At 57.8% G+C, this 22,769-nt stretch carries 38 protein-coding genes; 13 read left to right on the forward strand and 25 right to left on the reverse strand.

What is annotated here, in order from left to right; translation table 11 throughout:
- Positions 1–124: 124 nt before the first annotated feature.
- The 24 genes from AACR93_RS21365 to AACR93_RS21480 form a co-directional block, all read right to left on the reverse strand.
- Entirely contained in the window at positions 125–454 is a 330-nt protein-coding gene (locus AACR93_RS21365; protein ID WP_043851875.1) for a hypothetical protein, read from the reverse strand.
- A 61-nt stretch (positions 455–515) separates the two neighbouring features.
- Positions 516–2,549 (reverse strand): phage major capsid protein, encoded by a 2,034-nt coding sequence (locus AACR93_RS21370; protein ID WP_082044168.1) that lies wholly within the window; start codon positions 2,547–2,549, stop codon positions 516–518.
- On the reverse strand, positions 2,546–4,099 hold the full coding sequence (locus tag AACR93_RS21375; RefSeq protein WP_082044169.1) for a phage portal protein: 1,554 nt from the start codon (positions 4,097–4,099) through the stop codon (positions 2,546–2,548). The genes AACR93_RS21370 and AACR93_RS21375 overlap by 4 nt, the downstream gene beginning before the upstream one ends.
- A complete protein-coding gene (locus AACR93_RS21380; protein WP_052497099.1) occupies positions 4,099–4,521 on the reverse strand; it encodes a hypothetical protein in 423 nt (140 codons plus the stop codon). The genes AACR93_RS21375 and AACR93_RS21380 overlap by 1 nt, the downstream gene beginning before the upstream one ends.
- A 116-nt stretch (positions 4,522–4,637) precedes the next feature.
- A complete protein-coding gene (locus tag AACR93_RS21385) occupies positions 4,638–6,680 on the reverse strand; it encodes a phage terminase large subunit family protein (RefSeq protein ID WP_052497100.1) in 2,043 nt (680 codons plus the stop codon).
- Positions 6,673–7,194 (reverse strand): terminase small subunit, encoded by a 522-nt coding sequence (locus tag AACR93_RS21390; protein WP_043851878.1) that lies wholly within the window; start codon positions 7,192–7,194, stop codon positions 6,673–6,675. Before AACR93_RS21390 ends, AACR93_RS21385 begins: the two co-directional genes overlap by 8 nt.
- A 138-nt stretch (positions 7,195–7,332) precedes the next feature.
- Positions 7,333–7,881 (reverse strand): DUF2514 domain-containing protein, encoded by a 549-nt coding sequence (locus AACR93_RS21395; RefSeq protein WP_043851879.1) that lies wholly within the window; start codon positions 7,879–7,881, stop codon positions 7,333–7,335.
- Complete coding sequence (locus AACR93_RS21400) at positions 7,872–8,093, reverse strand: hypothetical protein (RefSeq protein ID WP_052497101.1); 222 nt, start codon at positions 8,091–8,093, stop codon at positions 7,872–7,874. The genes AACR93_RS21395 and AACR93_RS21400 overlap by 10 nt, the downstream gene beginning before the upstream one ends.
- A gap of 2 nt (positions 8,094–8,095) precedes the next feature.
- Positions 8,096–8,593 (reverse strand): hypothetical protein, encoded by a 498-nt coding sequence (locus AACR93_RS21405; RefSeq protein ID WP_043851881.1) that lies wholly within the window; start codon positions 8,591–8,593, stop codon positions 8,096–8,098.
- A gap of 4 nt (positions 8,594–8,597) precedes the next feature.
- Complete coding sequence (locus AACR93_RS21410) at positions 8,598–8,888, reverse strand: hypothetical protein (RefSeq protein ID WP_043851882.1); 291 nt, start codon at positions 8,886–8,888, stop codon at positions 8,598–8,600.
- Positions 8,885–9,211, reverse strand: a complete 327-nt coding sequence (locus AACR93_RS21415) for a hypothetical protein (RefSeq protein WP_043851883.1) — start codon at positions 9,209–9,211, stop codon at positions 8,885–8,887. Before AACR93_RS21415 ends, AACR93_RS21410 begins: the two co-directional genes overlap by 4 nt.
- Entirely contained in the window at positions 9,202–10,164 is a 963-nt protein-coding gene (locus tag AACR93_RS21420; protein ID WP_052497102.1) for a Mor transcription activator family protein, read from the reverse strand. The genes AACR93_RS21415 and AACR93_RS21420 overlap by 10 nt, the downstream gene beginning before the upstream one ends.
- Positions 10,161–10,547 (reverse strand): RusA family crossover junction endodeoxyribonuclease, encoded by a 387-nt coding sequence (locus tag AACR93_RS21425; protein ID WP_043851884.1) that lies wholly within the window; start codon positions 10,545–10,547, stop codon positions 10,161–10,163. The genes AACR93_RS21420 and AACR93_RS21425 overlap by 4 nt, the downstream gene beginning before the upstream one ends.
- The gene (locus AACR93_RS21430; protein WP_231556997.1) at positions 10,534–11,526 is read right to left on the reverse strand and encodes a DUF968 domain-containing protein; all 993 of its coding nucleotides are present in this window, start codon (positions 11,524–11,526) and stop codon (positions 10,534–10,536) included. The genes AACR93_RS21425 and AACR93_RS21430 overlap by 14 nt, the downstream gene beginning before the upstream one ends.
- Positions 11,523–11,723 (reverse strand): DUF3283 family protein, encoded by a 201-nt coding sequence (locus AACR93_RS21435; RefSeq protein WP_043851885.1) that lies wholly within the window; start codon positions 11,721–11,723, stop codon positions 11,523–11,525. The genes AACR93_RS21430 and AACR93_RS21435 overlap by 4 nt, the downstream gene beginning before the upstream one ends.
- 187 nt (positions 11,724–11,910) lie before the next feature.
- Positions 11,911–12,615 carry a phage antirepressor KilAC domain-containing protein gene (locus tag AACR93_RS21440; protein WP_052497103.1) on the reverse strand — a complete coding sequence of 235 codons (705 nt, stop codon included), beginning with the start codon at positions 12,613–12,615 and terminating at the stop codon, positions 11,911–11,913.
- The gene (locus tag AACR93_RS21445; RefSeq protein WP_043851886.1) at positions 12,612–12,992 is read right to left on the reverse strand and encodes a hypothetical protein; all 381 of its coding nucleotides are present in this window, start codon (positions 12,990–12,992) and stop codon (positions 12,612–12,614) included. The genes AACR93_RS21440 and AACR93_RS21445 overlap by 4 nt, the downstream gene beginning before the upstream one ends.
- A gap of 76 nt (positions 12,993–13,068) precedes the next feature.
- Positions 13,069–13,350 carry a hypothetical protein gene (locus tag AACR93_RS21450; protein ID WP_043851887.1) on the reverse strand — a complete coding sequence of 94 codons (282 nt, stop codon included), beginning with the start codon at positions 13,348–13,350 and terminating at the stop codon, positions 13,069–13,071.
- Complete coding sequence (locus AACR93_RS21455; RefSeq protein WP_043851888.1) at positions 13,350–13,622, reverse strand: hypothetical protein; 273 nt, start codon at positions 13,620–13,622, stop codon at positions 13,350–13,352. Before AACR93_RS21455 ends, AACR93_RS21450 begins: the two co-directional genes overlap by 1 nt.
- Positions 13,622–14,110 (reverse strand): hypothetical protein, encoded by a 489-nt coding sequence (locus tag AACR93_RS21460; RefSeq protein WP_156153034.1) that lies wholly within the window; start codon positions 14,108–14,110, stop codon positions 13,622–13,624. The genes AACR93_RS21455 and AACR93_RS21460 overlap by 1 nt, the downstream gene beginning before the upstream one ends.
- Positions 14,088–15,179, reverse strand: coding sequence for a hypothetical protein (locus AACR93_RS21465; RefSeq protein ID WP_043851890.1), 1,092 nt, complete (start codon positions 15,177–15,179; stop codon positions 14,088–14,090). The genes AACR93_RS21460 and AACR93_RS21465 overlap by 23 nt, the downstream gene beginning before the upstream one ends.
- A complete protein-coding gene (locus AACR93_RS21470; RefSeq protein WP_043851927.1) occupies positions 15,172–15,384 on the reverse strand; it encodes a hypothetical protein in 213 nt (70 codons plus the stop codon). Before AACR93_RS21470 ends, AACR93_RS21465 begins: the two co-directional genes overlap by 8 nt.
- A 77-nt stretch (positions 15,385–15,461) precedes the next feature.
- Positions 15,462–15,983 carry a phage regulatory CII family protein gene (locus AACR93_RS21475; protein ID WP_052497104.1) on the reverse strand — a complete coding sequence of 174 codons (522 nt, stop codon included), beginning with the start codon at positions 15,981–15,983 and terminating at the stop codon, positions 15,462–15,464.
- Positions 15,984–15,991: 8 nt separating this feature from the next.
- Positions 15,992–16,201: a helix-turn-helix transcriptional regulator gene (locus tag AACR93_RS21480; RefSeq protein WP_043851891.1), complete on the reverse strand. Its 210-nt coding sequence runs from the start codon at positions 16,199–16,201 to the stop codon at positions 15,992–15,994.
- A gap of 112 nt (positions 16,202–16,313) precedes the next feature.
- Between AACR93_RS21480 and AACR93_RS21485 the strand changes: the two genes are divergently transcribed.
- Positions 16,314–16,976, forward strand: coding sequence for a LexA family protein (locus tag AACR93_RS21485; RefSeq protein ID WP_043851892.1), 663 nt, complete (start codon positions 16,314–16,316; stop codon positions 16,974–16,976).
- An 18-nt stretch (positions 16,977–16,994) separates the two neighbouring features.
- Here the strand turns inward: AACR93_RS21485 and AACR93_RS21490 are convergent, their stop codons facing one another.
- Complete coding sequence (locus tag AACR93_RS21490; protein WP_043851893.1) at positions 16,995–17,270, reverse strand: hypothetical protein; 276 nt, start codon at positions 17,268–17,270, stop codon at positions 16,995–16,997.
- Here AACR93_RS21490 and AACR93_RS21495 point away from each other — a divergent pair.
- The 12 genes from AACR93_RS21495 to AACR93_RS21550 all read left to right on the forward strand — a co-directional run bounded on the left by AACR93_RS21495 (position 17,269) and on the right by AACR93_RS21550 (position 22,711).
- Positions 17,269–17,685, forward strand: a complete 417-nt coding sequence (locus tag AACR93_RS21495; RefSeq protein WP_043851894.1) for a hypothetical protein — start codon at positions 17,269–17,271, stop codon at positions 17,683–17,685. The genes AACR93_RS21490 and AACR93_RS21495 overlap by 2 nt on opposite strands.
- Before the next feature lie 15 nt (positions 17,686–17,700).
- On the forward strand, positions 17,701–18,075 hold the full coding sequence (locus AACR93_RS21500; protein WP_043851895.1) for a hypothetical protein: 375 nt from the start codon (positions 17,701–17,703) through the stop codon (positions 18,073–18,075).
- Entirely contained in the window at positions 18,075–18,398 is a 324-nt protein-coding gene (locus tag AACR93_RS21505; RefSeq protein WP_043851896.1) for a hypothetical protein, read from the forward strand. The genes AACR93_RS21500 and AACR93_RS21505 overlap by 1 nt, the downstream gene beginning before the upstream one ends.
- On the forward strand, positions 18,395–18,721 hold the full coding sequence (locus AACR93_RS21510) for a zinc-ribbon domain-containing protein (RefSeq protein ID WP_043851897.1): 327 nt from the start codon (positions 18,395–18,397) through the stop codon (positions 18,719–18,721). The genes AACR93_RS21505 and AACR93_RS21510 overlap by 4 nt, the downstream gene beginning before the upstream one ends.
- A gap of 143 nt (positions 18,722–18,864) precedes the next feature.
- Positions 18,865–19,206 (forward strand): DUF4406 domain-containing protein, encoded by a 342-nt coding sequence (locus tag AACR93_RS21515; protein ID WP_043851898.1) that lies wholly within the window; start codon positions 18,865–18,867, stop codon positions 19,204–19,206.
- Positions 19,203–19,817, forward strand: a complete 615-nt coding sequence (locus tag AACR93_RS21520; protein WP_043851899.1) for an Nmad5 family putative nucleotide modification protein — start codon at positions 19,203–19,205, stop codon at positions 19,815–19,817. Before AACR93_RS21515 ends, AACR93_RS21520 begins: the two co-directional genes overlap by 4 nt.
- Positions 19,814–20,668 (forward strand): MT-A70 family methyltransferase, encoded by an 855-nt coding sequence (locus tag AACR93_RS21525; RefSeq protein WP_052497105.1) that lies wholly within the window; start codon positions 19,814–19,816, stop codon positions 20,666–20,668. The genes AACR93_RS21520 and AACR93_RS21525 overlap by 4 nt, the downstream gene beginning before the upstream one ends.
- Positions 20,665–21,579 (forward strand): DNA cytosine methyltransferase, encoded by a 915-nt coding sequence (locus AACR93_RS21530; protein WP_043851900.1) that lies wholly within the window; start codon positions 20,665–20,667, stop codon positions 21,577–21,579. The genes AACR93_RS21525 and AACR93_RS21530 overlap by 4 nt, the downstream gene beginning before the upstream one ends.
- Entirely contained in the window at positions 21,576–21,812 is a 237-nt protein-coding gene (locus AACR93_RS21535; protein WP_043851901.1) for a hypothetical protein, read from the forward strand. Before AACR93_RS21530 ends, AACR93_RS21535 begins: the two co-directional genes overlap by 4 nt.
- Before the next feature lie 86 nt (positions 21,813–21,898).
- On the forward strand, positions 21,899–22,318 hold the full coding sequence (locus AACR93_RS21540) for a hypothetical protein (protein ID WP_043851902.1): 420 nt from the start codon (positions 21,899–21,901) through the stop codon (positions 22,316–22,318).
- The gene (locus AACR93_RS21545) at positions 22,315–22,494 is read left to right on the forward strand and encodes a hypothetical protein (protein ID WP_043851903.1); all 180 of its coding nucleotides are present in this window, start codon (positions 22,315–22,317) and stop codon (positions 22,492–22,494) included. Before AACR93_RS21540 ends, AACR93_RS21545 begins: the two co-directional genes overlap by 4 nt.
- 10 nt (positions 22,495–22,504) lie before the next feature.
- The gene (locus AACR93_RS21550) at positions 22,505–22,711 is read left to right on the forward strand and encodes a hypothetical protein (protein WP_043851904.1); all 207 of its coding nucleotides are present in this window, start codon (positions 22,505–22,507) and stop codon (positions 22,709–22,711) included.
- Positions 22,712–22,769: the final 58 nt, after the last annotated feature.

The following is a 22,769-nucleotide window of genomic DNA, read 5'->3' on the forward strand; positions in this document are numbered from 1 at the left end:
TGGGGCCAGAGTTCATAATGATCTGGCACAGACCTTGAAAATCACTGACGTTGACCGCCACTCCGTTACCGGTGGCAGTGATGGAGGCCGAAACGGCCAGTACGATTCGGGTTACACCGCGCATTTACTCGCCCTCTTTCTTATCGGTGTCATCACCAGCAGCGGGAGCCGCCTCAATAACACCGATGATCTGATCCTTGGCCATGCCGCTGGCCACTTCCAGACCGCGCTGCTTGGCATACTCGAGCAGTGCAGGTTTGGTCCAGCTGGAGTAATCATTGCCGGTCTGCTCTTCCTGCAGCTCCACGCCATCTTCTTCGGTGGCCAATACTGCCTTGCCGCGATGGAGGAAGTTCTTGGCTTCCGCTTCGCTCACTTCCACCAGTGAACCAGGCTTGTGGATCTGGCCATCGATGGCGATCGCACAGGTCAGCTTCAATACATAACTTTTCATCCGGTCACCCTCTTGGATGTAAGAGGGCCGCCCTATCGAATGGAAGGCGGCCACCCCTTAATTACGCGACGTTCTGGCTGCCCCAGCAGAACGACTCCACACGGCGCAGGACAAAGTCAACGTCCTGGAATACCACGATGCGCAGGCCGCCGGATTTGCTCAGGCTGTACGGGTCAACGGTCAGATCCAGACCGCCCCACATACCGATCAGCATGTCGGCGAAGTTGCCGAAGAACACATCGCCTTGAGCGATCTGGTTGCTGATCTCGCATTGGTAGCCGTTGACGGTGTTACCAGGCTCCCAGATGGTCGCTTCGGTACCGGTGCCAAACTTGGCAGTTGACTTGCAGTTGCCGCGGAAACGGGCGTTACCGATGTAACCCATCTGGCCGATATCGGCGTTGTCTGCCGCGATCTCGGATTCCATCGCCACCAGCTCGGCATAGGTAGGCCACAGCGCAGCAAAGTCAACGGCGTTGATCCCGGTGTAGTTCTTGATGCCGCGCGGCTGGTTGCCAGCGCCGCTGCCGTAGTAACCGGCGTAGTCGATGGCCTGCGCCATGGCATTGACCAGATCACGGCGCACGATGCCTTCGGCATCCATGCTGGACTGCATCAGCAGACGGCGGGTGATATCGGTGTAGGCGCCCAAGGTCTTGGGAGACAGCTCGAGCTGACCGATGGTCGGGGTACCTTCTTGCGCATCTTCACCTTCACCAAGCCAGTAGGCGGTAGCGCCACCGGTTTGACGGGGGATATCCACGTTGCCGACCAAACCGCCCATGGTGGTGGCCAGGCGCATGATGGTGGTGCGGTTGCGCAGCATCTCGATAAAGCTGCCACCCATAAAGGTGGTATCAACCAGATTCTGGCCTGACTGCGCACCAGCCGGGGTATTGGCTGCACCGCCAGCATTGAAGGCGCGGGAATTCAGTACGTCCTGCGGGATCAGAATGCCCTGGGCGGTCTTGCCGAGTTGACGCTGGGCGGCCTCGGAACATTCGAGTTCGAATGCAGCCGCGTCGCGGTCAGCCCGGGTTGCATTGGGTTGCAGGGCGCGCACTGCACGGAAGATGGAGTAGTTGCACACTTCCTGATCGGTCAGGCCGATATCGGCGCTGGGCATCTCGGAAAGCGGAGTGCCGGAGCGCTGGGAAGGCTGGGCCGGTTGGCCTGCCGGCTTCTTGGCACCGCGGGTGTTGATGTGATCCAGCACCGCGGCGCGGAAAGCGTCTACGGTATCGCCTGCGGCAACGGCTTTTTCGGCCAGTTCACGGCAGTCGTATTGGGTACCCATCTGCAAAATGGATGCGGTACGCTCGCGCTCGGCCTTGGCCGCGTTGTTTTGGGCCGCACGAACATCTGCGCCAGCCTCTTCCAGTACCTCGAGCACCTCGAGGATCTTGCCTTCGGCATCAACCAGGGCGCGTACCAGATTGCCCTTGCCGTCACGCAGTGTTTTTTCCATCTTTCTGACTTCCTCAGTAGTTGAGTCTTTAGCGGTCGCGCCACTTTCAGTGATTGCAGTTTCACCAATGCGCCGTTTCCCATCCTCTTGGGGGATTTCCAGTGAGCGGCCCACGCCAACGTCATCATCTGCGGCGACAGAAACAAGGCTCACTTCATAGGGAGTCCATGACACCCGGAACACATCGACGCCATCACGCTCTTCAATAAGGCGCAGGCCATTAACGAAGTAGCCAACCGATACCTTGGTGACGATGTCATCAGCTACATCCTGAAATAGCTTTTCGCCGTCTTCTGAGCGGCTGAACCGAACCTTGCAGCGCCCCTTCTTGTCTTTGTCGATACGGGCTGTCCCCTGCTCGATCACGCCGCGCTGATCGTCCCAGTCGTGCATCCAGAGCAGAGGGGCCTTGTTGTTGAGGCGGGTCAGGTCGCATTCGCCAGCTTCATGACCAAGGATCTCGATACCAAACCAGCGCTCAACACCCTCTGTTTCGCTGCTGAAAGACAGCTCAACGGTGCGCGCCTCCTTGTCGATGCTGACCACGGTTGCTTCGCGGTATAAGGCACCACGGCTTTGAATCTCTTTCAGGCGCTGAGCCATGCGCTCTTGTGCTGTTTTTTTCATGCTTCGGCCTTATCAGCTGATGGTGTTGGTGCAACTTTCGGTTGTGGCCTGCCCATGGAGAGCAATACCAGTTCTTTGGCGGTGGCTTCGTCGATCCCTTCCGATTTGTAGGCCTCGATCATCGCGGCGACATCGCGGGCCGACTCTTGCCAGACGGTTTGCGGGTCTTGACCCTGCTCGCGGATAATCTTGCCCGGGCTGGTCAACATGTTGTTCTTGGCCTCGACGGCGGAGTTCACATCGGCGCGCGGGTCGATCCACTGCCAGCGGCGGGCTTGCCACTCCACCACCCGATACTGATCAAGGCGCTCGGCTGGCAACGGTTTGCCTTTGACCTTGATCAAACCAGCCAGCAGCGCACGGGGAAGCCATGCCTCGAAAACCGGTTCGATCAGGCTTTCGATCAGCCACTCCTGCAGATCCTTCCAGTGCTCCCGCTCATCGAGGGTGCCCTGCCTGATGCTTGAGAAGTTCACCCCTTCCAGATCACTGGCGAGGTTGTTGTAAAGCACCCCGAATCCGGCGGCCATGCCGCGCAGGGCTTGCTTGTAGAAGGGGGCGTATTCACCGGTAGGGTATTGCGGGTTACTCTCTTTGACGCGGGCACCGGACGGCAGCACTCTCCATTCGCCTGGCTCGCTGTCGATGGTCAGCTCTTCATCTTCGTCATTCTCTGGGCCGGTGTTCTCGTCCCACTCGATAAAGCCCATCTGGTTGGCGCCGGTGCGGGCCTTGATGATGGCCGCCTCTTCCATGGCGCCGAGCTGGCGCATGCGGAACAGAGCGGTTGCCATCCACGGCAGGCCGCGCTTCTGGCCAACCATGTCCTCGAGAAAACCGTGAATAATCTCTTCCGCCGGGATCCGCACATAGCTTTTACCGCCCCAGTGGTAACCGGCCTCGCTCTCGTCGGTGGTGGTGAAGTAGTAGGCCAGCGGTCGGCCGTATCGGTTGAACTCGATCCCTTGCCGGATAAAGGCGCCAGTGCGCGGGCGCTGGTCGTTGAGGTTGATCGGGCAGCGCTGCGGATCAAGCACTTGCAGGGAAAATCCCCACGGCCCTCCATCGGCACCAAACACCAGCCGCACCATAAACTCGCCATCTTTGGCGGCACTGGTGATGCAGTTGTTCTGAATGGCGCGCCATGAGCGGCGGCCGGTCACATCGCAGTTCTTGCGCTTGCCCCACTCCAGCCAACCATCTTCGATCGCCTGGTTGGCGGCGTTGTCGAGCTTGCCGCGGGCTGTCATGCTCTGGGCTTGCAGCATTACCCCTTTCGGGCCAACGATGTTTTGCCGGCACATGCGCAGGAAGGAGCGGCCGTAATCGTTGTTGGCTGACTGCTCGCGGGATCGGGCCACCAGCACAACCTGATTGCGATCAACAATTTCATCGGCGGTGAGCGGGGTGCCACCCCATGCGGTACCGAGCCGGTCTTGCCGGGCTGCGGCAAACATGCGGGCGCCGGTGCGGTTGCGCATAAAGTGGCGCTCTTGCTGTGCCGAGGCAGCTTCGCTTTTGGCGAATTTACGCTTGAACCATGCGAACATCAGCGGAGCCTCACTCTGACGGTGTTGCCAAACGGGTTGCGGCCGCAGGCGAGATCCTGCTCACGCTTGACCAGTCGAACATAGTGGTCGCGCAGCTTGAGCAGATCGGGGATTGAGGTGCGATATAGCTCGCGGTTGTTGATGCGGTACCGTTCCTGATCCAGCGTGGCCCGCTGGGCGATCACCGCCTCGATGGCATCGAGGGCGATCTGGTTTGGCGTCCGACCATCAAAACCAACAGGGGCATTGATCAGATCCGGGGTGATGGTGACTTGCCCGCACTCCACCTCGACCATTTCACTGGTCGCGGCATCAACGGCGCGCAGGGTGTACCAGTAATCACCGGGCACCCAGCCCGCTGTTTCGGTGACTTCGGCGCGAAAGCGATGCTGCGCCCCTTCCGATGTGGCGGTAATGGTCATTGCACCGGGGCCGCGCATGGATACAAAGACGCTCCACGCGGGAGCAGGGTATGCGGTTAATGTCAGCAACAGGTTAAACGTTAACCCGGCTCCGATTTTTGCAGGAAAATTGCAGCTCACCAGCCCCTCACCCATCCGCCTTTATTGCGCCCCGAGACGGATTTGGAGCGCTTGATCGTGGGTTTAGTCTGGGTTTGCGGGGGTTTTGCTTCCTCTTGGGGGATTTCCTTTGGTCCTTCCGGCTTGATGTGGCCGCCCTGCGCTGGCCGTTTGGCGGCTGTTTTATGGGTTGGCGCCGCGTCTTCATCAGGATTGGCGAAACGCTCGGCCAGCCGCTTGAATGACGGGTTCATGATCTTGAGCGCCGCATAGGCATACACCCGACAGTCAAGCGCCTCGTTGCGAGCGCGATCCGGTTTGTGCCACTCCCTGTATGGCTGTCCCTTCACATACTTGGTGACCAGTTTTTCGGCGGTGATCTGCTTGTACCACTCGGCATCACGATCTGTCGGGGTGTGGCAGTATCCGGGGCCGCTGGTTCTCTCCCCAGCGCCGACCGTGGCGGCCAGTCGGCGCATCACAATCAGCTTTCCTTCATCTACACCAACCCTGAACAGATCGACCTTGCGGGAGTTCTTGCCTGACTGCTTGCGCTGCGGCTTTTCAACGATGGGGCGGCCCCATCCAGGGATCCCCTTGATGGCGAACAGGCGGCGGCCCGTCTTGCCCTTGGCGTAGTCATAGGCCGCCTGGGTCATGCCGTTGGTACCACCAGTATCAAGACAAGCCGAGCTGATCGACATTATCGCTCCGGATTCGTGCTGATAGGTGCCGGCCAGCACATCATCCAGATCGTCCCATACATCCTGCTGCAGTGGGTCACCCCACAGCACGTAGTAAGCGATAGACCAGCTTTCATCTGCCTCGCCCCATGCCACAATTTCGCACTCGAGGCGGTCCATCTGCATATCGATACCAGCGGTCAGGTACAGGCCGCCCATCGGCACATCGGCGCGGTACTCTTCTGCGCGCAGTTGCAGCCCGGACGGATCAGCCTTCTCTCCCTTCTCGGCATAGACCTCTGCCAGCGAGACGTTGACGAAGGATTGCATATCACCCACCGCCAGCTTGTCGAGGTAGGACTGGACGATATCCCGCATCTTGCGGAAGGTGCTCAGCATCTCGGGGCCGTGGAATGAGGCATGCCCCCTGAATGGTTTAGCGGCGCGCCACCCTCCCCCGTTCTTCTCTGCATCCCGGATCGAGGCGATGCGCTCGCCATCAGTCCAGATCGCGCCGCATCCCTCGCAGGCATAGCCAGCCGTCTCCGGCAGGTGCTCCTTGCCGATATCCTCCTCTGCATCATCAATGCCGGTTGACAGGCGACCTTGCCAGGTGACGTTTTCCCACTTCAACACCTGGGCGTGGCCGCAGTGCGGGCACGGCACATAGAAACGGCGCTGATCCCCCTCTTCGTAGGCGATGGAGATCCGGCTCGAGCCTTCAATGGTTGGGGTGCTGGACTCGGTTCTCAGCGCTTCATCCCCGAACGATGCCGCCCGCTGGGCCAGCAGTTCACTGAAATCACCCTCTGGCAGCGGGTCATAGCCGTCGATCTCGTCCTGATGGATCACCGGGGCAGAGCGGCCGCGGGCTGTTTTCGGTGAGCCTGACCAGCAGAACATCAGCCAGCCTCCGATATAGGAGATCATCCTGCTGTTGTTGACCCCTTCCCGCCCGCGCTGCTTGGCCATGACGCTGGAAAGCTCAGGGTTGGCGTCCAGCATCGGGCGCAGCTTGGTCTCCTGAAATGTCTGGATGTCGCCCTGCGAGGGTTGGGCAAAGATCTGGGATTTCGGCTCGTGCTTGATGAAGTAAGCCGCGATGCACTGCTGAATGGTGGTCTTGCCCATCTGGGCGCCGAGCTTGTAGGTGACGCGGCGGATCCCGGGTTGCTTGATGACATCGATCATCCCGCGCTGTGGTGGGGCGTTATCAAACCGGATCGGGCCTGGCTTGGCGTTACCGACCGGGATGCGGACGTTATCCTCTGCCCAGACGCTTGGCAGCACATCCGCAGGTGGGATCAGGTTTACCGTCGCACGGCGCAGCGCCTCGGCAACAGCAACCGGATTGCTGAACTGGTGCGCCTTAGTCATCGTCCCCGTCTTGCTCCTCATCATCATCGAGCAGTTGGTCATCTTCTGCCGCTGTCTCCAGCGCCAGCACCAGCTCTGCTCTCAGCTTGGTTTTGAACTCGGTTTCATCGCTGCAGCCGATCAGCTGCATCACGGCGCGGCCTGGCACCTGCATCACGTTCTGCCGGATCACCGCCATCAATGCCGCGGTGGCCCGCTCAAACTCACGGACGGGAGCGACCTCACCCTTTGCCTTCGCCAGCTCCAACTCGGCTTTCTCAGCCTCCGCCGCCAACTTGCGCAGCTTGAGTTCTTCCTCTGACGCCTGCGCCGTGCCGCGGCCTTCATCCCTGGCTTTGTCGCGCAGCCACTTCATCACATCGGCAGTATTGAAGGTGGCGGCAACCCCGCGGGATCCTTTCTGAGTGATCGGGCAGCCGTTGCGCACCCATCCGTCAACAGTCGGTGGGCTCACCCCCATGATCACGCACAGCTCTGACTTGTTGACATTCTGGCCGGCGTTCTTGACTGCCATAACGAACCCTTATCGAGGCTTTAGTTATAATTAAAAATTCTTATCTGGCGGCCCACGCAGATATCAAATACCGCGGAGTCAATGCCCCCGCAAGGGAGGGGGGCAGAGGAAGGACCCAGCCGAAAACGAGTGGCAGAGTCATGGTTCCACACGCCCAGCGCGCAGCGCGTCGTAGGCCCGTTCACAGGCTAATCCTGCGGCTCTTGAGCGGTCATAAGCCGCTGCCAGCTCCCCCGCTCTCGCGTCAGCCCTGCCGAGCACGTCGGCGAGCACCACGCCGGGCTCTGCTGCTGTCGCGCCTGACTGGGTAGCTGCGGGATTGCTGGGGCACTTACCTGCTCTGGCTGCCAATCGCTTGGCTTGCTCGAGCACGCCGTCAGCAGCATCGCGGGCAGCAAGAGCATCACTCTCAGCCCGGGCAATCTGTTTTTCTGCATCGTCTCTCACCTTGTCGATTGAGGCTTGGCGGCGCTGTTCCTCCTCCCTCGCCTTCAACTCAGCCTTGGCCTTGGCTGTCGCCTGCTGTTCGGCCTGCTTATCCCACTTGGCTGACCATTCCAGATCTTTGGCATCAGCCCCTGACTGATACCCTGAGTGATGCAACCACCACCCGCAAACACCGATAGCGAGCATCAGGGCGATACCTAATAGGATCGGGATAAGGCGGCGCAACGCATCTATTCCCATGGTCTAACCTCGCCAACTAACTTCGAAGGCCAGGCAACGCCAAACCATGTAAATGAGCGCATGGCAACAACACCATCGAAACACTCTCCTTCCTCGATGTCAGCCATGCTGCATACCGGGTAATAACCGTCATCACGAAGCCCAAGGGCGACATCCTCCGTGATGTATCGCGGAGTCAGTAGATCGATGATAAAAATGGCGAATTCTTTCATAGTCAGTCCTTGGCAACCCATTTACCGACCGCTTCGACGGCTTGGGCATAGAGCGCATTCCAGGTGCTGCGGTGCGGCTTACCAGGGCGCCAAGTGCGGTAATAGAGATCCCATGCAGCATCAACATCACCGATGCGCGGCAGGCTCTTGCGATCAGTCCACAGCAACAAGCGGGCGAAGCCGGCGGCCAGCACATCATCACGCTCCAGCGCTTCATAGATGGCTTGCGCCTCAAACTTCACATTGCGAAGCTCGCACAAATGAATCGCGTGGTCGCGCGACATGCAGTGAGTCATCACGCCGCGTACACCACCGCCACACTCGAACTGCCAGAAGCCACGAGCAGGGCCGCCAATCTGGCGACGATGTTCAAATCGGCTCTCTTGCAGGCCTATCGCCAGCAACATCACCACCGCCTCCGGACTGGCAAGTTTCGGCTGACCATCAAGATCAAGCAGTGCCGGCCCAACGGCCGTTTCCAATACCTCTTCCAGCTTCATTGCATCACTCCGGCTTATTGGGGCAGTTCTTGCACCTGAGATGGCTCAGCACAAAGTCCCGCACCCGTGGGTAATAGGTTTTCATCCACCAATGGCGGATAGCCAAGGCGGCCACAGATAGATTCAGCAGCACCTCGGCATCCTGCCCGGGATTGCTCAACACCCCCAACGCAGCCAGCATCAGCAACAAACACAGCACCTTGCCGACGAGCCCATCGTTGATATCTGGCGATAGCCAGCACCAGAAGGCCCACAGCACAATGGCCGTCACGGCGATGGAGTTGATGAACATCATTGACCGCCTCCTGTTCGACTGAAGCGCTCTTTCACCAGCTCAATGAGATCCAGCCCCCTGATGGTGCGCAGGCCGGCAGACAGCAGCGAGCCACCAAACGCGCCCAGCAAAAAGCCGACCCCGCCTGATAAGCCGGGGTCGATGTTGTACATGCTGATCGCCAAAGGGGTGGTGAAATACGCACAAGCCGCGCCAGAACCGATGAAGACCAAGCGCCCTCGCCAGGTGCTCAGCTCCTCATGAAATGGTACGGCCACCAATGCGCCGATAAGGCCAGCAAGAGCCCATTCGGCATTTGTGAGGATCCGCTCGATTAGGCCCATACAGTGCGGGCCCCCATGTTATTTTTCATTGGCATAGCTCCGGTGCTCTTACACTTCGGAGTTTTTACAATATTTCTTGGCGCTGCCTCTTTGGTTATTTCCTTGCTGCAAATTGCCTCTATTACTTTTCTCTGGTCTGGCACTTCTTTTTTTCTTATTGATATAACCTGACGTTCTGAAAGTTGGAATGAAGCTGCAATTAATTTGGTTGACGCTCCGCTATCGATCATCACAGAGATCGCATCATTTCTGTTTTTTATTACTGGAGCTGGGTTGCTATAAAAATAAAGACTTTGCCCACCAAACTCATGAATTAGCCTACACGCATCGTTAACTCCTACAAGATTAACAAGCTGGCTATTTAGATTGCAGTGCTTTGGAATCCATAGAGTTTTTCTGTTGCGAACAGCTGCTGGTCTGCGCTTGTCTCTCTGGGCCTTTGCTGGCAAGGCATTTAGCACGAAAAATGCCTTTTCAGCACCTATTACTGCCGCCACCTTTTTGAAGTGATTAGACATAAGAGCAATTGAAGCTTCTTCATTGGCTTTCTTCTGGTCTGGCACTTCTTTACATGAAATGTTTAATACCTGTTTGACACTAAGGTTGTATCTATGTGCAAGTTCTTGAATTGAAACACCAGCAATGATGGCCTTGGCTATTCTTTCGTTGCGATGTTTTCTATATATATTCATGCAGTTGCCAGGGTAAAGTATTTCCCCTCCAAACGCACTTGAAAGTCGCTTTGCATCATCACTACCGAGAATTGAAACCAGCTGATGATCGTCAGTTAATTCATGAGGAACGTAAAGAGATACGCGACTTTCAACACAATTGTGATGCTTGCTCTTCACCTTAGTCCGTGGAAGGTTGGCAATCAGGTGAACAGCCTTGACCACCCCGATCACTTTCGCGATGGGTTGAACGCTTGCCGGAAGGTCACTCATCTGGATCATGCCGCCTCCTTCACTGAAATGGTCACCCGCAGTTCGCCACCCTTCACAACCTGGGCGCGCTCCACGCTCAATAGATCGATCTGGCTGTCATCCAGCCACACCCCGGCATGGGTCAGTGCGTCCAGCGTGGCCTTGAGCACGTTATCGAGATCCCGCGCCCGGCGATCCGGTGGGCAGGCAACCAGCGACACCGCAAGGCGGCCGGCCAGCTGACGGTTATTGACCCCGCCCAGCATGCACATCTGCGCGGCCGTGGTGCGAAACCGGCGGCCTTCCTCACTGAGCAGGGTTCTAGGCTTGCCCTTCACCGCCACATTGCGCCAGATCCGGTTGGTTGAAGGTGGCCACGGCAGCGTGACGGTGAATGACTCAGGCTTTTTCATTGAACACTCCCAAGGAGCAGGCGAGCTCCAGTGTGTTGATAACGTGCTTCAGCTGCGATCCGTTCTTTGCCTCCCAAGCCTTCCATCCCATCTGGTGCAACTCCATGTGCGGCTGGTGGGCGAGCGGAAAGGTGAAAATGTCGTGGGCCTTGCTGCCCATCACGCTCATGCCGTGGCCCACGACGTGGTGCGCCTCCACACCATCGCGGCTGCCGGTCAGCACACAAGGCAACTGGCGCACAAAGGCCAGATAGGGCTCGCACTCCCAGCGCTTGCGCTTCGGCTTGCCCATAAACAGGGCGGCGGGTTCAGGGTCGATATGGCGAACGGCCGGTTTGGCCTTGATGCGGGCGCGCAGATCGGCCAGCGGATCATCAGCCAGCAGATCGGCCTTGTTGACGCGATAGCGGGTGTCGGTCTCCTTGTAGCCGCGCCCTGGCACCAGCACCCGCTCAGGCTCCAGCGGTGGCAAGCGGCAGGCATCGCGCAGCACAGAGGTAGGAAGGCAGTGCTGCACCTTGTAGACGGTCGCCCACCAACAGAGGTCCCGCACACCCAGATCGACCTGCGACACCCCGCACCAGCCAGCCACCTTCTGCAGCACCACCCGGGCAACCCACTCAGACACCGCAGAAAGGGAGATCGGCAACTGCCCATCGTGGCGCTCGTTGTCGTGGTGCCAGCACAGCGGCAGATGAACTCCATCCACCTCGGCAGTGACCGACTCACCGGCGCAGTCATGGCCGATCACGCAGTGACCGGCATTGGCGGTCAGCAACTCCCCACCGGCGGCATTCACCACCTCTGCACAGGCCAGAGCGGCCACCAGCTCGGGGAACTGGCGCAGCAGATCGGCGCTATGGTCGCGCACCAGCCGCACCGGATGCCCAGCCAGATGGTGCTTGGTGGCAGCCAGGTTTTCACCCAGCTGCACCAGTGCCAGCCCCATAGCCTCAACAAAAACAGCGTTGGTGGTCACGAGGCGGCACTCCGGATCTGGTTCATCAACTGGCGGAACCACTCGCGGTGCTGCTCATCCACCGCCTCGATGGCGTCGATCACATCCTGCCGGCTGATATCGTTGCGGCGACGGCGCCAGAACAGCAGATGAGCCTGCTTTTCCAGCTCGATGCGCTGGCGGTCGTGCTCGGGGAGTTGGGCGAGGTTGTTAGTCATTACCTCCCTCCCCGCTTTGATTTGTTTTTCCGGCGGGTTGCTTTGCGCTTTGATGACGCTACGCAATCATTTCGCGGATCTGGCGCTCTGTATTGGTAGAACGGCTCAATAACTTGGCTTGATTGCCACTCATAAAGGCATCTTGAATTCAGGTTAAGAGCGGCAACAACCATAGCTGTATAAAATTTCATGCCGCCACCCCGCGCAGTACGCCTTCACGGATAAACCGCTCCACCAGCCACTGCTGGCCCTTGCCGGTGATCAGCGGGGTAAAGCTGATCCGCTTCTCCCCGTTCGAATCAAAGCTGCTCTCCCGGGTGGCGAAGTAGCCGCGATCCACAAACTCCTGCATCGGCAGGTTCCAGCGCTCACCGCGGCAACTCATCAGGATCTTGCGCTCGCGCAGCATGGCGAACAGCTTGGTGGGGCCAAGGCCAACTGTCTTGGCGAATGCAGACAGGGTAATCCCCTTCTCCACGCTGGCGATCTGCTTCGCAAACGCCACGGCCGGGGCATCCAGCGCCACCTTGCGCTCCAGCTCCATCTTCTGCTCGGCCAGCTCGGCAGCCAGGCGCAGCGCCTCCGGCAACGTCTGGGGGATCATCATCGCTGGACGGTTGGCCTGCTGCTCCAACTCCTGCCAGCGGCGAATGATGCGGATGCGCAGTACGGCGCTGTAGCCGGAGATCAGACAGATGGTCTCCTCCTTGTCCAGCAACATGCACGGCTGGGTGCGGCCACGGCCATCCTGATAATCTCCTGACTTTTCAGGAGATTGAATTTCCACCAGCATCCGGCGGATATCGGCCATCACGTTGTCGTGGCGCTTTCCGGTCAGCTCGGCGATCTCGATGCTGCTCATCACCGGATTGGTCAGTGCAGTCATGTTCATGCGGCACCGCCTTTGGCCTTTGCGATTGCAGCGTCAATATCAGCAATCAACCCCATCACGATACGGGCATCGCACTCCGTATACTCAAGGCGATAGCGCACATAACGCTGAGCCTCGAGCAGCAAACTGGAAAGCTCGTCTCGCCGCTTCTCAAGCGTTGCAATGCGTTTTTCCATGACGCCAAGCAAAATTCCGCCTTCGAGCTCCTCGTTGCTCATACCTTCACAGGCATTCACGCAGGCTGCGATGCGGCGGGCGTTTTCACGTTGGTCTTGGCCCTTGCAAATGGCCACATAAAATCCGTTGTTCAATTGGTCGCTTTCAGCGGCCACACAGGCCCCAGAAATAACCCACGGTTCTGGTGTGTGTTTACCCATCACTTCACCCCCATCGACACATTCGCGGCCAGATACACAGCCAAACCAACCATCACCACCAACATCAGGGTGCTCTTCATGAAATCGCGCATTTGATCATCTCCAACGTGGCGGGCCGCTGTTGCTGGCCGCGCAGGGCGTTTACAGCCTCAACTACATCTGCAGGGTCGTCATCCACCACCAGGTAATAACCGGCGTTGTGCGACCATGAGGTAGACCCAAGCTGATGCAGGCAATCCGACACCTCAAGGCGCACCTGCACCGGCAGCCAATCCTTCACCTCTGGATACACCGCAACCCGCACATGCTTGGCGGCCTTGATGTCCCGCTCGCAGGCTTCACTGAATGTCACTGCCATCACTGCACCCCCAGACAACTGATGTTCGCTATCAGAAGCGAGGCCATCTGCGCCACTGACGACTTGGTGATCACCTCGACCGATGACAGCTCGAAATCGTCACCTTCACCGACACAGGCCAGCACCAGCTCGAACTCACCGGCGTTGTTCGCCATGGTCCAGCTCCAGCCAGCTGGCGCCTCCGGGATCTCGATATCGAAGGTGCAGGGCCACATCTTGTGCAGCTGAGCCATGGCCGCATTGGCGATCAGCTCGTGTTTATTGGCCACCATCACATCACCCTCCCGCTGATCACCGCGCCACGCTGGCGCATCTCGCCCATAACGGCGGAAATCTCGCCTTGCAGCTCATCCCACCGCACGGCACCGCTGCGCATGAATACCCGCGCCTCGGCGATCATCTCGCAGGCCCTGACCGAAATGGTTTGTCCGATCGGCGCAGATGACTGGACTGGTGCCAGCATCGCCATCGCGGCGGCCTTGACCTCAGCAGGACGCGGAGCGAACTGGCGGGCGGTATCGTTGGCCAGCACCATCACCGCTTCCGAGATCTGCTCGGCAGTCAGGCCGCGCAGTTGCAGGCCCCACGCCGCGGCAACCCCGCGAACATTGCAGTCAAGCTGGTTGGCGCTGGCAGGCCACAGACCAGCCATCAGAGGCAGCAGCTCGTCAGCCAGGAACATGGTCATGCCGGTGCTCACCTGCAGCGGGTCTTGGGTAGTTGGCAGGCCAGATGGGTTACAGGGGAGTATTGCGGTCATAAGACACCCCCTGTTCGCGCAGGGCTTGCGCCTGCTTCTGGGCCTGCATCAGGTTGGAGAGGTGCTGCGGCTTGGCAGATGGGACGCTGCGCTTGGCAACCAGCTGATCCCACTTCTCGCGCAGCTTCTGCGGGGAGAGCACGTTGGCGCACCAGAACGAATCGCGGCTCACCCAGTCGTACAGCTCGCAAATCTCGCGGTGTGTACGCTTGTCAAGCTCGCGCATCTGGCGCACCACGTTGGCCCACTGCGCCCAGTTGGGCTCTTTCGCGGTCGGGTTGAGTTGCTGCACCCGCTTGAACATCCACTGCGCGGTTTGCAGGTCTTCAGCGGTGCCCCATGCTTTGCCGTTCGGGGTCTGGACTGCTGCACCCTCGATGATGCGGGTCTTTTGCTTTGCAGAGCCCTGCTCGGTCTGGCCTTGCTCAGCAGTGGCCAGCGCATCGCTTGCACCCTGCTCACTCTGCTGGTCTCGACTCGCGTCAGCGAGTTGGGACGAAGAGGGTTTAAGATCTTTACTTGTTTGATTGTTTATATTGTTTAGAGATTCGGCGTGAAACTCCGCGCCTAACTCCGCGCAATCAGATTGCGATACCACCTGCAACCCCATATCTGATGCGGCTTTAAACTCCGCGCCTAACTCCGCGCCATCGTGTTCTGAAACTCCGCGCTGATACTGGTCGTAATTGAGAACAGTTATCAACGTGTAACCCTTGGTTCCCTGCTTGCTGATGCGGGTGATCATCCCGTCGCGCTCGAAGGCATCCAGAGAGCGGCGGGCGCTATCTTCGGAGATGCCACAGGCCTCACCAAGTGAACGAGCAGAGCTAACCAGCTGGCCACGGCTCAGGGTGACGCGGTTGCCGTTGAAGGTATCCTCTGTGCGCTCGTGAGTGACCTCGAGCAACAGGTGCAGCCACAGGGACTTGCGAGCAGGGTCACGGTAAAACGTGGCATCCTTGATGCTCTTGTACAGCAGCACAAACCCGCTGCGGCGGTTCTCGTTCACGTTGCAGCCTCGCTGTGTGGTGGGTGCGCTGGCCGGTGCCAGGCGAACGACGTTACCCATGAGCCACCTCCTGCAGGTGCTGCATCAGGCAGTTCAGGTGACGCTTGGCCTGCTCTTTGGTTGCCGGGATCTTGATGCCGCGCAGCAGACCGCCATAGACCAGATAGGACTGGCCCTGACTCTCCACCAGACGCGGGATCACTGCCGGGATCACGTTGCGGCGCTTGCCTTGCGCTTTGGTGCCAGCTTCGGTACGCTTATCCATGTTGTTTTCTCCAAGAAAATTGACCGCGGGTCGGGCTGTTACAGCAGCGCCGGCCCAATCTTTTTGAACTCCATTCATCACTTCGCCCCTCCTTGCACAGCCACCGGCAACGGACGAACCTGACTTGCCACTGACTCTTCCAAACTCAACAGCTCCCTGATGGCGCGATGCACCGCCGCAGTAATCGCCTGACGCTCAATCGGGTCAATCACCCCGTCCTGACGCGCCAGATGCAGCTCACCGAACACGGCCCCCACCACCGAGGTGACGGTCATCACCTGGTCGGCCAGCTCTTCCTCGCTCACCGTGCTATCCGGCAGGGCCACCAGCACATGGCCACGAGACAGCGCCCAGGCTTGCAGAATGGCGTTGTCACCGGTCAGTTCGGTCACGGCCATAGCCTCAGACAGGGTCAGGTGATGGTCTTCGCACTGCGGGTTGAACTTGTTGTTCAGGGTGGTCGGGCGCTTGTTGCCCATCAGCTTGGCCAGCTCGGTGATGTTGTACCGGCGGCTCAACTGATAAGCGGCGTCAATAGGGTCAGATGCGTGGGAGTGATCCCGCTTGACTCTCGTGGTTGTTTTTTTGGCTTCTGTCATGATGGTTCTCAGCAGTTTTCAGGGGGGAATACATCGTTGATGGAGCACTTCACCCCCCAGCGATTGATGACAGACGCAATCTTTCTGCAGGTGTCCAGCCCTGGCTTGCGACGGCTCTTCTCGTAGTGAGCAACCGCCCCTTGAGTGATTCCGAGCTCGGCGGCCAAATCGGACTGCGTCTTGCCCGCCTTGTCGCGCAGTTCCTTGATGTTGTTCATCGACAACTCCGTTCTCTTTGGGGTGACTTAATACGATATGTACTATAACACGATTTGCAGCCATGACAATTTGTGCGTTGAGAAAAACAATACACAACGTAATATTTTCAGCATGGAAAAAGAGACATGGCACAGCCTGGCCAAGAGCCGGATGAAGAAGCTCGGCATCACTCAGGAGCAACTAGCTGAAAAGCTGGGGGTAACTCAGGGGGCGATCGGGCATTGGTTGAATAAACGCCGCGAACCAGCAATGGACGTGATCCTCAACATCATGAGCGTTCTTGATCTCAAGAGCATCAATATCGGGGTGGATGGCAATATCGTCGGCGACGAACCGAATATGGAGATGGCTCAGCCGGACATACACCGGATCCCTGTAATCAGCTATGTACAGGCAGGGGTATGGACAGCACCGAACGAGATCCGCGAGTGCGATGGCAATATGGCCTACATCACCACCGATCTTGAGCTGGGCGAGCGCGCCTTTGCCATCGTGATCCGGGGTAACTCCATGGAGCCGGAATTCACCGAAGGCGATCTGGTGCTGATTGACCCGGACGAACCGCTCCACCCTGGTGACTTTGTGGTGGCCAAGAACGGCGAGGAAGAGGCCACCTTCAAGAAGTACCGCCCCCGCGGCTACAGCGAAGATGGCAAAGAGATCTTCGAGCTGGCCCCGCTCAATGACGACTACGCCACCATGCGTTCAGACCGCCAGCCCATTCAAATCATCGGCACCATGGTGGAACACCGCCGCCGCAGACGACGCCGCTAGGGATAGACCATGGATGGTTTATTTCAGCGCCTTCCGTATCATTGCCAGCGCATCATCCTGCCCACGCTGGTAGGCCTTTTTCGGCCCGCTCACCATCACCTCGGCCAGCACATCAAACAACAGCGCGGGCTCAATCTCCGGCAGCCTGGCTGCAAAATACTCTCCGCACCGCTGGCTGTCCCAAGTACCCACTACCCCGTAATTCATTACCCGCAGCAGATCGGCCCGCAAAAAATCCCGTTTCGTGGCCCCGCCCTGCACTTCATCCTTACCCTTAACATCAGGATCAGACATGACAACCTCCAATATTGAACAGTTCGACATGATTGCCGGTAAGACCTTTGCCGCGCTCTATCAGGCCTTCCCGATGCCAATAGATATAGCACTGGAAGAATATACAGTACATGGTTCAGCCAGTGAAGACAGGGGCGATGGAATTGAGGCGATGACCGAAGAGGCATCACTGATCATGGCGTCATGGTCATGGCTGGTAGAGGCGGACTATATCGACGCGAACGTGCAGGATGATATCGGCCTGAAAGAGGCGGTACTGTCTGCCAAAGGGATATCCATTCTCAAATCAATGGCCCTGCCGTACACCCTGACGCTTGGTTATAGGTTAACAACCGCTATCGATGATGGTGATCAGGATAAGGTCAGAACGTTTGCTTCAATGGTCATAGGGTTTGGTATCAACACCTTAAAATAAAAAAGGAATAGAGCAATGGGATATAAAAACAAATCGGCAATTCTCGGGGTGATGTTATTCCCGATCTCTGCAATGGCTGGCTTTATCCACCCGATGGATTTTGATGGTTCTGAGGCCCAGAAGCAGGAAGTGATTAAGTACATCAAGGATCGCGTCCAGCAAGACTACTGTGAAAGCCAGCTCGATATGTGCCAGCCGTCAATGCTGCGCATGATGGAAGATCAGAACCTCAACTCATTCAAGAAAGCGACGCAGGCCACTGATCGCAAAGTGATGGATCGGGTTATCAACGATTACTGCAATAGCGGGATCGATATGTGCAACTACGACAACCTGCTGATGATGTACAACGAGAATCTAAAGGCAAGCAAAAAGGAGCTTAGCTGGTAATGAGTAACATGAAAACGCACACACTAACAAAACTTCTATCAGACTCTCCAAGCTCATTAAATGCCAGCGTAATATTGAAGGTATTAATTTCGCTTGAAATGGCAGAGAACGCAGAGTATGCATCGACTACGGGATCCGGTGAAATAAAAACATTTTATAGGCTTATCGGTGATGGATTGAATTACGGTAAGAATATTTTATCAATGGGCCACCCGTTCAAATCAAGCCCGAAGTTTTACCAAGAATCGTTCAGTGAACTATTGGAGCTGGTGGTCGTAAAACTGCAACAAGAAATTACTGTGCAAAAAGGAGAATTGCAATGAGCCTAATTAACTGCCCTGAATGCGCTGCGGAAGTGAGTGATGTGGCACTTAAGTGCCCTAAGTGCGGGTTCCAGATCCGCAAACCAAAACGCGGCTTCTTCGGCAAGTTGTTCAAGTGGGGATTTATCCTCTTTAACCTGCTGATGGCGTTCTGGCTGTTCTCCTACTGGGGCTCTGTTGGCGACATGATGCAGGGTGCCAACGATGCCGAAAAGGTTGGCGGAGCGATCGGTACCACCATCGGCACCAGCATGATCTTTGGTATCTGGGGATTTGGCGATCTCATTATCGGCCTGTTCGTACTATTCACCAGACCGAAGTAACATCGCCATCCTAACCTGCAAAACATGGCCCACCAGCACGGTGGGCTTTTTCATGCCCAAGCACTAAAAAATACAAATCGTATTGACCAACACAAATACATATCGTATTTTTATCCCAGATACACCAGTAAACGGGATGAACCATGTCGAACCAACAACGCAAAATCGTCTACATCGCAGGGCCAATGTCTGGCCTACCGGAATACAACCGCCCTGCCTTCAACACCGAAGCGCTCCACCAGCAGCAAAAAGGCCACGTCGTACTCAACCCGGCAACCCTGCCGGACGGCCTCACCCAGCAGCAATACATGGGCATCTGCATCGAGATGGTCAAGATCGCCGACGAGGTGATCATGCTGCCGAACTGGGTCAACTCCCAAGGCGCCACCGCCGAATTTCACTACGCCATGAAGTGCGGCAAGGTCATCCGCCAAGCCGAAGATGGCTTTGTCTGGTATCCGGAAAACACAGGGGATGCAGCATGAGACTCACCAACGAAATCAAGCTCCAGATCATCAAGGCCGCTGCCGTCAAGGCTGGCATTCCTGCAGAAGAAGAAGCGCTGCGCCTGCGCCGCGTTGATTGGGCAGAGGATGTGCGTGTCGATTCCCTTGGTGGCAAGGAAGGTGCTGAGGCTGTCGATAAGGCCATCGAGCAAATTAAGGCCATCACAATGGCGCTGCCGGAAGGTGTCACCACCGGATACCAACCAATCAACGTTGATAGCGACTTTTACCTGAACTGCGGCGGTATCAGCCTTCGCCCGCGCTTTAACGGCACCTTTGGCTATGACTCTTGCCATGAGGCGGTAAGAAAGCCATGCCGTTCATGCAAGTTGGCGGCAGATCATCCGCTTGCCATCGAGTTCCACCAGCTGGAGCAGGATGCCAAATCGCTCAAGGAGAAGCGCGAGCACATCGAAAACAGCGTGGCTGCAGCGATGAGCGGCATCAACACCGATAACCAGCTGCTGAAAGTGTGGCCGGAAGCCGCCGAACTGATGCCGAAAGAGATCAAGAAGGTGCAGCTGCCGGCAGTGCAAACCGCAGACCTTAACGCGCTTATCGGCCTGCCGAGCGACAAGGATGCTGCATGAACATCGACATCTTCAACACCGATCGCAAATACCGCGTCATCTACGCCGATCCAGCTTGGCAGTTCAACAACAAGAACACCGGCGGCAGCATGACCAGCTCTGCCGAGGCGCAATACACCGTCACCAGTCTGGCCGACATGGCCGCACTGCCGGTTGCCAAGCTTGCTGACGATCACTGCCTGCTGGTGATGTGGTGGGTCGGCAGCATGCCGCAAGAAGCCATCGACCTTTGCAAAGCGTGGGGCTTTCGCCTGGTCAACATGAACGGCTTTGTCTGGCGCAAGATGACCAAGCGCTGGCTCCCCCACTTCGGAATGGGGTTCACCACCCGCTCTGGGTCTGAATCTGCCCTGATTGGGGTGCGCGGCAAACTGAAGCATCTCATCAAAGATCACTCCGTGCGGTCAGTCATCGAGGCAGAGGTGGGCAAGCACAGCCAGAAGCCGAACGAGTTTCGCGTAGCCATCGAGAAGATGTGCGGTGCAGTTTGCAGAGATGTGCCGCGCATCGAGCTGTTCGCCCGCGAATCCGCCGCTGGTTGGGACTGCTGGGGAAATGAAGCGCCGGCAGCAGAGGCACCCAGCGCACCGGTTAACCCGCTGGCTGATATCGAACCGTTGGCAGACTGGCGCAACTTCCCTGCCGTCAAGGCGGTGATGTACCAGGTCGATGAGGTTGAACTGCTCACCCCGAGCAACACCAACCTGCTGGCCGGCTACGTGCGCGACATCATCGACAGCGGTAGCGATGACGCCACCACCATGACCTGCGCCACTGATATGGCCAGCCGCCTGCTGCATCCGGATGAAGAACAGCTCCAACTCGCTATCGACAACGGGGAGGCAGCATGAAGGCGATCGATCTGTTCTCTGGGTTGGGTGGCTGGTCTACCGGAGCCGTGATGGCTGGTTGCGAAGTGCTTTGGGCGGCAAACCACTGGCCGGAAGCTGTTCACTGGCACAGTGAGAACCACCCTGACACTCAGCACGTCTGCCAAGACCTGCATCAGGCTGACTGGACGCAAGTGCCTAGCCATGATCTGCTGCTCGCCTCACCATGCTGTCAAGGGCACAGCAAAGCGCGTGGCAAAGCCAGCGGCAACCCGCAGCATGATGCCAGTCGCTCAACAGCGTGGGCCGTGGTCTCTGCCCTTGAGTTTCACCGCCCGCCTGCCGCCATCGTAGAGAACGTGCCGGAGTTCCTTGAGTGGCCGCTCTATCCGGCATGGGCAGCAGCCATGCAGGCTCTCGGCTATGCCTTGGCTCCACATGTAGTCAACTGCGCGGATCTCGGTGTTCCGCAGGAGCGGATCCGGATGTTCATCGTCTGCACCCGCTCGGCAAACCCATTAACCCTGAACCTGCCAAAGCTGGAGCATGTTCCTGCGACCAAGTTCATCGACTTCGCCGCAGGGCGCTGGTCACAGATAGCCAAGCCGGGACGAGCAGAAGCAACTCTGGAGCGAGTTGCCAACGGCAGAGCGGCCTACGGCGACCGGTTCGTGATGAGCTACTACGGAAACACCCGCACCGGGCGAAGCATTGATCGGCCGATCGGCACTATCACCACCCGCGACCGCTGGGCTGTCGTGGACGGTGACCGCATGAGGATGCTCACGGCAGAGGAAAACCTGCTGGCGATGAGCTTCCCGCGCAATATCAAGCGCCCAAACAACCACAGGTTGACTGTTCACATGGCAGGCAACGCCGTCCCGCCACTGGCTGGAAAGCGAATCATCCAGGCACTGATGGAGGCAGCATGAAAATCCAACTTACCCAGGCAATGCGCATGCAGCTGTTCTACGCCGAATCGCTCGAGATTGAACTGCCAGAAGGCTGGGTTCTGGTACCGAAACAGGCCACGCCAACCATGATCGCAGTCGGCCAGCATGCCGACGATAACGCCCCTGCCCTGCGCGATGAGCAGGTGGCGCGGGTGTGGCAAGACATGGTGACCATTGCCCCCACACTCGACCAGGACGGATGGAAGATATGACTAAACAACAAGCCGCCGGACTCACCATTCTGGCACTCAACACACTGGCCGCCTTCGTGGCGCTGGCACTGATTTAAGGTGGCTGCATGAGCATCGTTCAAGACGTGGCCGAGTGGGTTCATACCAGAGCGCAGGGGGCCGTCAGCGCTGACGTGGCGGCCGAATTCAACGTCAGCACCTCGCGGGCCAGCGGGATCATCGCAGCCATTCACCGCGAACCGAGATTCGATACCCGGGTTGAAAAATGCCAGATCTGCAACTCGCTCGGGGCACAGGCATCAGGCCGCCGCCTCTATGTGGACAAGGTCACCCCGTCACAGTGGGAGTGCAAGCCGGTGATCGGCACCTATCGCAACGGCAATACCGTCCAGTTCGGCAGCATCCACGAGGCACACCGCAAGATGGGGTTTGACAGGGAGATGATCTCCCGCTGCCTGCGCGGCGAGCAGAAGCACCACCGCGGCTACCGCTGGCATGTAGCCACAACCGAGCAGGTGACAGGATGAAGGTACACCTCAAGGAATGGGCTGACGTTAAGCCAGGGTTTATGCAGAGTATTGGCCCCTACTACGTCAGGAAATGCGACATGTTGCAGGTGAAAAAGGAACGCGCAGCATCACTCACGGATAATCCGGAAGCGGTGACCTGCAAACACTGCCTCAAGGCAATGGCGAAGAGATAAGGGTAAAGGCATGGCAGCAATTGTAGAGAAGGGGCCGGAGACCATCACGATCCGTGGCCAGAAAGTACCTGAGTGGTTTATTGACGAGTTCGGCCGCCGCTATGTATTCGATTCGATGGCGGTACTTGATAAGGATGGCGGGTTCGAGATGTCGCAGCTCGCCGATAACCAAAGCATTCTCTCCCCTGGCGCTATCTACGAGCGCAAGGGCAACTGATAGAGGAAAAACCATGCGACTAGGAAAATTTGCAATACAGGGTGACCGGTTCAGACGC

Source organism: Aeromonas sp. L_1B5_3 (assembly GCF_963866575.1).
Lineage (GTDB): Bacteria > Pseudomonadota > Gammaproteobacteria > Enterobacterales > Aeromonadaceae > Aeromonas > Aeromonas jandaei.

Bases quoted from the DNA above. Each gene is read 5' to 3' on its own strand.
- AACR93_RS21545 (WP_043851903.1), top strand. From the start codon at position 22,315: ATGAAGGTACACCTCAAGGAATGGGCTGACGTTAAGCCAGGGTTTATG.
- AACR93_RS21365 (WP_043851875.1), bottom strand. From the start codon at position 454: ATGAAAAGTTATGTATTGAAGCTGACCTGTGCGATCGCCATCGATGGC.
- AACR93_RS21440 (WP_052497103.1), bottom strand. From the start codon at position 12,615: ATGAACATGACTGCACTGACCAATCCGGTGATGAGCAGCATCGAGATC.
- AACR93_RS21460 (WP_156153034.1), bottom strand. From the start codon at position 14,110: ATGACCGCAATACTCCCCTGTAACCCATCTGGCCTGCCAACTACCCAA.
- AACR93_RS21475 (WP_052497104.1), bottom strand. From the start codon at position 15,983: ATGACAGAAGCCAAAAAAACAACCACGAGAGTCAAGCGGGATCACTCC.
- AACR93_RS21500 (WP_043851895.1), top strand. From the start codon at position 17,701: ATGGGATATAAAAACAAATCGGCAATTCTCGGGGTGATGTTATTCCCG.
- AACR93_RS21380 (WP_052497099.1), bottom strand. From the start codon at position 4,521: ATGACCATTACCGCCACATCGGAAGGGGCGCAGCATCGCTTTCGCGCC.
- AACR93_RS21395 (WP_043851879.1), bottom strand. From the start codon at position 7,881: ATGGGAATAGATGCGTTGCGCCGCCTTATCCCGATCCTATTAGGTATC.
- AACR93_RS21445 (WP_043851886.1), bottom strand. From the start codon at position 12,992: ATGGGTAAACACACACCAGAACCGTGGGTTATTTCTGGGGCCTGTGTG.
- AACR93_RS21375 (WP_082044169.1), bottom strand. From the start codon at position 4,099: ATGTTCGCATGGTTCAAGCGTAAATTCGCCAAAAGCGAAGCTGCCTCG.
- AACR93_RS21425 (WP_043851884.1), bottom strand. From the start codon at position 10,547: ATGAAAAAGCCTGAGTCATTCACCGTCACGCTGCCGTGGCCACCTTCA.
- AACR93_RS21540 (WP_043851902.1), top strand. From the start codon at position 21,899: ATGAGCATCGTTCAAGACGTGGCCGAGTGGGTTCATACCAGAGCGCAG.
- AACR93_RS21450 (WP_043851887.1), bottom strand. From the start codon at position 13,350: ATGGCAGTGACATTCAGTGAAGCCTGCGAGCGGGACATCAAGGCCGCC.
- AACR93_RS21455 (WP_043851888.1), bottom strand. From the start codon at position 13,622: ATGGTGGCCAATAAACACGAGCTGATCGCCAATGCGGCCATGGCTCAG.
- AACR93_RS21470 (WP_043851927.1), bottom strand. From the start codon at position 15,384: ATGGATAAGCGTACCGAAGCTGGCACCAAAGCGCAAGGCAAGCGCCGC.
- AACR93_RS21405 (WP_043851881.1), bottom strand. From the start codon at position 8,593: ATGAAGCTGGAAGAGGTATTGGAAACGGCCGTTGGGCCGGCACTGCTT.
- AACR93_RS21535 (WP_043851901.1), top strand. From the start codon at position 21,576: ATGAAAATCCAACTTACCCAGGCAATGCGCATGCAGCTGTTCTACGCC.
- AACR93_RS21435 (WP_043851885.1), bottom strand. From the start codon at position 11,723: ATGACTAACAACCTCGCCCAACTCCCCGAGCACGACCGCCAGCGCATC.
- AACR93_RS21465 (WP_043851890.1), bottom strand. From the start codon at position 15,179: ATGGGTAACGTCGTTCGCCTGGCACCGGCCAGCGCACCCACCACACAG.
- AACR93_RS21480 (WP_043851891.1), bottom strand. From the start codon at position 16,201: ATGAACAACATCAAGGAACTGCGCGACAAGGCGGGCAAGACGCAGTCC.
- AACR93_RS21370 (WP_082044168.1), bottom strand. From the start codon at position 2,549: ATGAAAAAAACAGCACAAGAGCGCATGGCTCAGCGCCTGAAAGAGATT.
- AACR93_RS21510 (WP_043851897.1), top strand. From the start codon at position 18,395: ATGAGCCTAATTAACTGCCCTGAATGCGCTGCGGAAGTGAGTGATGTG.
- AACR93_RS21400 (WP_052497101.1), bottom strand. From the start codon at position 8,093: ATGAAAGAATTCGCCATTTTTATCATCGATCTACTGACTCCGCGATAC.
- AACR93_RS21485 (WP_043851892.1), top strand. From the start codon at position 16,314: ATGGAAAAAGAGACATGGCACAGCCTGGCCAAGAGCCGGATGAAGAAG.
- AACR93_RS21515 (WP_043851898.1), top strand. From the start codon at position 18,865: ATGTCGAACCAACAACGCAAAATCGTCTACATCGCAGGGCCAATGTCT.
- AACR93_RS21410 (WP_043851882.1), bottom strand. From the start codon at position 8,888: ATGATGTTCATCAACTCCATCGCCGTGACGGCCATTGTGCTGTGGGCC.
- AACR93_RS21420 (WP_052497102.1), bottom strand. From the start codon at position 10,164: ATGATCCAGATGAGTGACCTTCCGGCAAGCGTTCAACCCATCGCGAAA.
- AACR93_RS21490 (WP_043851893.1), bottom strand. From the start codon at position 17,270: ATGTCTGATCCTGATGTTAAGGGTAAGGATGAAGTGCAGGGCGGGGCC.
- AACR93_RS21530 (WP_043851900.1), top strand. From the start codon at position 20,665: ATGAAGGCGATCGATCTGTTCTCTGGGTTGGGTGGCTGGTCTACCGGA.
- AACR93_RS21525 (WP_052497105.1), top strand. From the start codon at position 19,814: ATGAACATCGACATCTTCAACACCGATCGCAAATACCGCGTCATCTAC.
- AACR93_RS21520 (WP_043851899.1), top strand. From the start codon at position 19,203: ATGAGACTCACCAACGAAATCAAGCTCCAGATCATCAAGGCCGCTGCC.
- AACR93_RS21505 (WP_043851896.1), top strand. From the start codon at position 18,075: ATGAGTAACATGAAAACGCACACACTAACAAAACTTCTATCAGACTCT.
- AACR93_RS21385 (WP_052497100.1), bottom strand. From the start codon at position 6,680: ATGACTAAGGCGCACCAGTTCAGCAATCCGGTTGCTGTTGCCGAGGCG.
- AACR93_RS21550 (WP_043851904.1), top strand. From the start codon at position 22,505: ATGGCAGCAATTGTAGAGAAGGGGCCGGAGACCATCACGATCCGTGGC.
- AACR93_RS21495 (WP_043851894.1), top strand. From the start codon at position 17,269: ATGACAACCTCCAATATTGAACAGTTCGACATGATTGCCGGTAAGACC.
- AACR93_RS21415 (WP_043851883.1), bottom strand. From the start codon at position 9,211: ATGGGCCTAATCGAGCGGATCCTCACAAATGCCGAATGGGCTCTTGCT.
- AACR93_RS21390 (WP_043851878.1), bottom strand. From the start codon at position 7,194: ATGGCAGTCAAGAACGCCGGCCAGAATGTCAACAAGTCAGAGCTGTGC.